The sequence below is a fragment of the uncultured Muriicola sp. genome, assembly GCF_947258935.1.
Lineage (GTDB): Bacteria > Bacteroidota > Bacteroidia > Flavobacteriales > Flavobacteriaceae > Muriicola.
This window is the reverse complement of record NZ_CAMYKH010000103.1, coordinates 1-6,821: the sequence shown is the minus strand read 5'-3', so window position 1 is coordinate 6,821 and position 6,821 is coordinate 1. Positions and strand designations below refer to the sequence as shown.

Below are 6,821 nucleotides of genomic sequence, written 5' to 3'. Positions count from 1 at the left end.
ATCGTTGATGCCCATGATCAGAGATATTCAACTCGCCGCTTCCCCGGGTCAGGCGAAGTCGATAAGTAGTGACCAGCAGTGCGAGGGCCGACAGCAACAATATCGGCGAAGACACTGTTCCCGGAGCCAGTGTGCCCAGATAGATCGAGACGCCCATGTGCGCCACGGCATTCAATGTCATGAGCCCACCGAGAAAATACGAAACAGGTCGCATAAACCGGTTGCCTGAAAAGACCATCGGTGACAACGCCAGCAGCAACAAGACTCCGAAAACCAGGCTTGTGAGCCAGCCGGAGAATGTGAAGGTCGGCAGCGAAATCCACGGAATTGACTCACGAATCGCCCCGGCGACTGAATGGTAGAGCGGCAAGAAGTCATTAATTGCCTCGTCCGCAACGTGGAGCCCCAGGGCAATGCACAGTGCCACCCAGGCCAGTCCCCACTGTCTTGTTCGATTGTCTGTCGCCATTGAAATACCCGGGCGTTATCGACGCTGGCTGAGCGCGCGTTCACTGCAAGCCGCAAAAGCAATAGTGACTACGCTACCACCCTGAAAAGGCAGGCGCCATTGGCCGAAGTTCGACGGCCGTTTGTTATGCTGCGTCGGCGGCAACTGAAAAGGAGGCGACCGTGTCGAATTACATAGATCCCGAACGCGACCAGTTCGAAGCATTCAAGCGACTGCCTCGCGACAAGCCGATAATGATGCTCAACCTCCTTCGCTTTCGCGACAAGGCGGCTTACGACGATGGCCGCAAGTCCACGGGAGCCGAGGCATACGGCGCGTATGGCCGAGAAAGCGCATCGGTTTTTCGTCGTGTTGGGGGCGAAATCGTCTGGCGCGGAACGCCGGAAGTCATGCTGATCGGTCCAGGAGAAAAGCAGTGGGACCTGGCTTTTGTCGCCCGCTACCCCACGGCAGGCGCCTTCCTGGAAATGGTCACCGATCCCGACTATCAAGTTGCCGTCAAGCACCGGCAAGCCGCTGTCCTCGACAGCCGCCTGATTCGCATGACCGAAGCGGGCGAAGGCGATGGATTTGCCGGCTGACTGGGGCGATACTTGACACTATGATCATCCAGATATCTCAAGTCGTTGTTGCGGCATTGGGCACTACTGTCCTCGTGCTGTCCGCATGGGGAATTTACTCGCCGGTTGCCCTCATCAAGATGGTAGCGCAGGCGATAGAACAGGGTTACGGCATGTACGTCGGGGTTATCGTCCGCCTGGTACTCGGCGCAGCCCTGATTATCGCTGCTCCGGTGTCTCATTTTCCGACTGTCTTTCAGGTATTGGGGTGGCTCGCGATCTCTGCCGCCGACTCAAATGACCTCATTTCCCCGACCGACCCGCGTTTCCATGTTTTCGAGTTATCCAATTCAGCCGGCGACGGCACGTACGCAAGTTCAGTCGGCACTGTCGTTTTGACTTTCCTTGCTGAGGACTCACGATATTGCCGCGCCGCCCGTTTCCCGTCGGACAATCGTTTTGTGCTGGCCTGTCGCAATGAGCGGGGATGGAAAATAGAGGCCGAAAACGCCCTTGCGCCAGCGGAGGCACGCAATCCCACCGCATTCGGCGGCGGCAGCAGTTTCGATGCGACGGACGCCATCGTTGCGATGATGGCAAGAGCCGATCCCCTGGATGAACGCGAGATAATCGAGGCGGCAGCGCAGGGCTGGCGCGCTACCGCTTCTGCCTATGATCAATCCCTTGATGCCCGGGCGATACTAAGGGGCACGGCTCGAACCTACCGGGCCAGCAAGTCCTATGTCGACACAGGCACGGTGCAAACCGTGTACGTCAGCCTGTTGCGCACGAGAACCGCAGAGACCCATTTCAAGACAGCCTATGTCGCCCCATTCGACTTTCGCTTCGAGTCCACGATGCACGACTTCGAGAATATTGCAGTCAACTTTATCGCCTGGCGCAACAAGGAAGGCGTCAAGAGCTGGCTAAGCGTCAAGCCGGAGATCGTTGAAGACATTGACTCGATCGAACGCGCTCTGGACGCAGGTGCCGGCATATCCCGTGACTCGTCCGGGATGATCCCTGGCCTGATCTTTCCCGGCATGCGGCTCGGCGGCGACATAGTCAAACTGACCGATCCGGTCCGACTCGACGATGCGCAGATCGACGGATTTGATTGCTTCCAGGTGCAAGGCAGTCGCTGGCCGCACAAGGGCCCGACAAGCGTGTGGATTGATAAGAAGACCTTTCTCATGACCAGACGAACTTTTCTCTTAATACCATTAGGATTTATTCAAATCCTACCTCATATTGCCTACTTCATTTAATTTTGGATGAAAGGCAATTTTACGTGAGATGGATGGGTGGCCGAATGATGTATGTTATTGGTAGCGACTATTCCTACTTTCTCATCGTAGTTGTTCCCTCCCGTATTTAAGTTACGGGCAAACCTGGGAAAATTACTGCTAGAAACTTCAATCCTGATACGATGACCCTTCTTGAAAAAATTACTGGTGGCCATTGGTGGGAGATCTACCTTATAGACCTTAGCTTTTTCCATAAATACCTCCTTTTCATACCCTTCACGGTAGCGTACACGTTGAATGGTCTCATCTAAATTATAAGCGCTTCCATCGGGGTATACATCTATAAGCTTAATGGTTAGGTCCGTATCCTTAACATCACTGGAAAGATATAAGGTTGATTCAATGAATCCTGTCATTTCTACCCCTTCCTTTAAGATATCTGTAGTATACACCAGTATATCATTTCTAGTTTCCATCCCTTGTTGGTCAAAGGCACCACCTTTAACCGCATTCCCTGTACAACAAACATTTCCACCATAAGAAGGTACAGGATTCATGGGGTCATAAATAAAGGTATCCCACTTTTCATCAGATGCCGGTTTCTTTAGACTAAGGCTGCCATCTCCATATAAGCTATTCGCTGCCCCCCCACTATGCAAATAATAAGTCTGTAACTTTGATTCCTTAGGTGGCCAGGTGTCAGAAGAATTCCATTGATTACTTCCCATAGTATAATACTGAACCTTGGGTGTTTTTGATTTAAAGTCGTTCGTGTCCCCTTTCAGCCATAGATCGAACCAATTGTATATTTGCTCATCGTAATTGAGCCTCGCATCTCCTACCGATAATTCTCCAACTATGGTATTTTCCGTTGCTCGTGTGTACGCACAATGCAGGGTTGGCGCAATGACCAGGTATTGATTATCTCGTACAGTGTCATCTTTGGAATTCGCCCTAACGTGGTTGTACAAAGCCAGGTTTGGACTTATGGAAACATCGTACCAGGTAGCAAACCAAAATCCCGGAATATTGATCTCCATATCATCATGGTAAAGTCCACCTTCAAACCAGGCCTTATCATTTGGTTTACGGCGCACCATCTTATCGAACACTTCTATTTTTCCCGGTATATTTTTAATAAAGTCCTGTATTGGGAGATGTTTTAGTGCCTCTGCCATATTTACAGGAGGGTTCTCGGGGGCAAGATCATAGAATCTTGAAATCCGGATAAGATCTTCCTGAGAAGCACCTGCAGGGATCCTGGGTTTAAAGGTATCGTGTTCTACGCCATACAACCAGGCAAAGAAGAGCATTTGCTCTGCCCCTCCTCTATACCAATTGCCTTGTTCATAATAATCTCCAACTCTTCCTACTCCTGCCCCAAAACTTTGAGGAACCATAGTAGCAAGAGATGGGTGATCCAGGGCGGCAACAGCCATTTGCCATTCTGCAGTGGAGGAACATCCATAGAGCCCAATTTTTCCATTAGACCAGGGCTGAGACTTCATCCAGGAAAAGGCATCATACCCATCTGTTAATGGTAATCCTAAGATATCCCACTCTCCCTCTGAATAATAACGTCCCCGTTCATTCTGAACCACATAGGCATATCCTCTTTTTACTGCCTCGTAAGCCCGTGCAGCTGTTCTTGTTCGTTCTTCCCCATCGCCCCAGGAATTAAAATTATACGGAGTCCTGGAAAAGATGATCGGTACTTTTTGATCTCCCTTAGGGCGATAGATATCCGTTGCCAGGCGTATTCCATCGCGCATTGGCATCATTACCTTTTGATCAACTATGGCAATCTCGCCTAATTTTTCCAAAAAGGTTTCCTGTCCTATTAGGGGAATGTTAAATAATACAATTGCGAAAAATAAAAATAGTGGCTGGTAATTTTTCATGGATTTCATGTTTTGCGAAGGTTCAAGTTTAAAAATATGCAATTAATACATTTAAATTCTTACCTAAAATTAAAATTCGGCTTGTCAGCATTAAGCAGGAATTGGTAACTCTTTTCTAATTCTATAGATGACCGTTACTCATTCCTTTTGTTGTCTAGCAAAAACTATGGTATGGATGTATTTTACCAAAATTGACTGACTGTTAATGGAGGGCAATTTCGGGATATAATCATTTCTATTGGTGTTGGTGCCTGAATTGAACACTACCCATAGATCCTGCCCTTCCCGAAAGTTATATCGGAATCGTACATTGGCCGCAAACAAGTCGGCCGCACTGTTGTATTGTACCAGGGCATTTGTAGACAATTTACGGTTTAAAGCCGTTCCTAGGTTTAATCGGGCAACATGGAATCTCAGTTGATCATCCCTCTCTGAAAATTCACCATAATTAAATGAGTACTGTAAACTTAATTGAAAGTGTTTTGAGACGTACCATGATGGAGAGAGGGAAAGAGAATTTAACCAACCATCATAAAATGATCCTATTTCCAATTCAGCACTTGTCCTAAAGGTTTTATCCACAGCCATACTATAAGATCCCAAATATCTATAAAATTCATAGGTGCCAATGGGAATATTTATACCCCCGGCGAGAGGCAAAGCAATTAGTAAATTTTCATATACTTTTTTTACCGATACTGTTCCACCATCGATATTTCGTCTAGAGAATGTCCATTCAGTTCCGTATTCGGAAGACAAAAGAGTACTTTCACCATTACTGATATAGGCATTTCCCAACATTTCCAATTTATGCCAAATAAAAGGACCTTTCTTATTTAACCAGGTATGGGAAAATCTAGCTGTTCCATATTTAAAATCACTTCGGTCCAGAAACCCAACTCCGGGATTATAATTGGGTCCGGATAGTATAGTTCCAACGGTATAACCAAAGCCGTTTCGCCTTCTTCGGTTTAGTTCCAGTGCCAGTCGGCCGCTATTGAAATCATTAAAAGCATCATTTTCAATTCGGCTATCAAAAGATTGTGCCCATTGTAAGGTGAGATAATCATCATCAAAAATACGGATAAGTCCATCTATTCCGTATGCGAAATTCTTATTGCCATTTGCATCTAATCTGCTGGTAAACATGCCACCTACAAAACTATTTTTATTAAAGATTCTTCTGCGTACGCGTAAAACCCCAAAGTTTTCTGATGGCAGGGTGTCAAGACTTTTTGTTTGCATGTCTAAAAAAGCCAGATCCCAGGTTTTCATTCGACCTATCATGCGAATTCCTCCATAAATTGGGACTTGTTGACCATTACTTGTCAAACCTATTCGGCGACTAAAGAATAACCGACTTAATCCCCCCGTCCTAAAATCGAAAATAGAAGCCCGTTCCTGGAAAAATTGTCTTTTTTCAGGAAAAAATAGAGAGAATCGGGTAAGATTCACAAGTTGATCATCTGCCTCTGCCTGTGCAAAATCCGTGTTTATCGTAAAATCAGCGGTTACATTATTGGTGATTGAAAATTTCACATCGGCTCCAATTTCGGCATCAAAATTACTTTTTTTGTCATAACCCGTTCCAGCACTATTCAATTCATTTGCTATAGAATTTCCTCCCAATACATAGGGTGTTACATAAAGGGTTTTACTAGGTTTTATTCCGGTAAACACAATCTTTTGCGCTAAAGAAGGTCTTAAAAAAGCAAAATTAGTTTTAGGTGGTATGGCAGGATATACCAAGCGTTCCAGCTTCCTGGCAACTTTTCTCTGTACGGTAAGTCCCATGATGACTTTCCCGTTTATTTCCTGAAATCGTAAACTGCTGAAAGGTATTCGGATCTCTGCAAACCATCCATCTTTTGTAATGGTACTTTCTGCATCCCAAAAGGTATTAAAATCTCGGTTTAACCAGCTTCCTGAGGAAATGGTACCTCCCGTAGCATCATTCGATATTTCCAGATCATTTCGCAGCCCAGTAGGGGTTGTTGTAAAAACATAGCCCGTTTCATTGTCGTTATATGTGTCCAGCAATATTTCAAAATGGTCTGACCCGGAAATTTTATCCCGGTAGAGGGAAGTGGCTCTGATGCCACTCGGATCAGTGTCAAAAGCCCTTATAGAACCGTAGAAATACATATCGTCATAAGCGAGTCTTATCTCAGTTCTTTCCGTTGGCAGAGCTCCGGCATTTGGTTCATACTGTACCATAGAAAGGGGGGGGATGGCATCCCAGGCCGCTTCATCTACAACTCCGTCGAAGATAATATCATTAATTCTGGGAACTACAAAAAGAGAGTCGGATTGAGCGCGAACAAAAGAAAAAGCTATGATTGAAAAAGTCAAAATAAACTTGTTCTTCAAAGCCATGAATTCATAATTGGTTTAAAAAGGTACGGAATTTAAGATCATAAAAATTAAAAAGCCTCCACTATGTGAAGGCTTCCATATGATGATAAACACGGTTTTATTCTAATTCCTTTAAAATATTTTCCGCAGAATTGGTTATGCTTTTATAACAACCATAGCCCCATCGAGCAAAAAAGAAAAGGAAAATGGCCATGATAGGCAGGTAGACATACCATATGTTGCTATCGAGGAAGAGATCTTTTCCCTTCATAATTTTACTGGCAACCGG

The 6,821-nt window shown here is 45.8% G+C and carries 5 protein-coding genes; 2 read left to right on the top strand and 3 right to left on the bottom strand.

Annotated elements, in window-relative coordinates:
- Nucleotides 1–469, bottom strand: a 469-nt coding sequence (locus Q0X72_RS12880) for a hypothetical protein (protein ID WP_297766180.1), incomplete at its 3' end; no start/stop codon positions are given.
- Nucleotides 470–630: 161 nt separating this feature from the next.
- Here Q0X72_RS12880 and Q0X72_RS12875 point away from each other — a divergent pair.
- Entirely contained in the window at nt 631–1,050 is a 420-nt protein-coding gene (locus Q0X72_RS12875; RefSeq protein WP_297766177.1) for a DUF1330 domain-containing protein, read from the top strand.
- 20 nt (nt 1,051–1,070) lie between these two features.
- Complete coding sequence (locus Q0X72_RS12870) at nt 1,071–2,297, top strand: hypothetical protein (protein ID WP_297766174.1); 1,227 nt, start codon at nt 1,071–1,073, stop codon at nt 2,295–2,297.
- Here the strand turns inward: Q0X72_RS12870 and Q0X72_RS12865 are convergent.
- The gene (locus Q0X72_RS12865) at nt 2,294–4,177 is read right to left on the bottom strand and encodes a CocE/NonD family hydrolase (RefSeq protein ID WP_297766171.1); all 1,884 of its coding nucleotides are present in this window, start codon (nt 4,175–4,177) and stop codon (nt 2,294–2,296) included. The genes Q0X72_RS12870 and Q0X72_RS12865 overlap by 4 nt on opposite strands.
- Before the next feature lie 138 nt (nt 4,178–4,315).
- The gene (locus Q0X72_RS12860; RefSeq protein WP_297766168.1) at nt 4,316–6,553 is read right to left on the bottom strand and encodes a DUF5916 domain-containing protein; all 2,238 of its coding nucleotides are present in this window, start codon (nt 6,551–6,553) and stop codon (nt 4,316–4,318) included.
- Between the last annotated feature and the right edge of the window lie 268 nt (nt 6,554–6,821).